The organism is Candidatus Symbiopectobacterium sp. NZEC135 (genome assembly GCF_025962695.1).
This window is the reverse complement of the sequence record NZ_JAGFPF010001386.1, coordinates 1-567: the sequence shown is the minus strand read 5'-3', so window position 1 is coordinate 567 and position 567 is coordinate 1. Positions and strand designations below refer to the sequence as shown.

At 55.7% G+C, this 567-nt stretch carries 1 protein-coding gene; it reads right to left on the bottom strand.

The window, feature by feature from the left end; genetic code table 11:
• Nucleotides 1-228: DUF882 domain-containing protein (locus J5224_RS34400; protein ID WP_264629314.1), on the bottom strand; the 228-nt coding region annotated here is incomplete at its 3' end.
• Nucleotides 229-567: the final 339 nt, after the last annotated feature.

Sequence of the window (567 nt, the reverse complement as noted above, 5' to 3'; positions counted from 1 at the left end):
GTAACCACGGAAGAAGTGGTTCAGACGGGACAATTCATCTTTGTTGTAACGGCGACCATCGAAGAATTCAGTTTTGAGGTACTCGCCCGTATTGAGGTTTGCCAGCGTGAGAATGCGCGGACGCGGGGTTGATAGCGTGGCAAACGCCTGACCCGGCAGCATGGCAGCCCCCAACGCGACTCCGCCCAGCGCCAGCCATCTGCGGCGATGATGATCGATGAATTCCATGAAGTGTGCCCCGGCTTAAAAGATGAACATAACGGCGACAAGAAACGCGCCGTTTGGCACCATAACCGTGCAGTGCAGTTGAGTCAACCCGCTTTACGACAGGGTATGCGGAGGATCGCGTAGATCCTCCGCGCCGGTGTAAACCCTGTGACGGCGCTAACGTCCCAGAATATCAGCGGTTACTGGAGCAGTTGCCCTGCTTTGCCCAGGATGCCCGCCCCGCGTTTTACCGTATCATCATAATTGTAAATATCTGTGCGGAACTGGGGTTTGCCGTCGTCAGCCACCCAGGCCGTCAAATAGTACAGATTGACGGGAATACGCTGCTTGACCGGCACA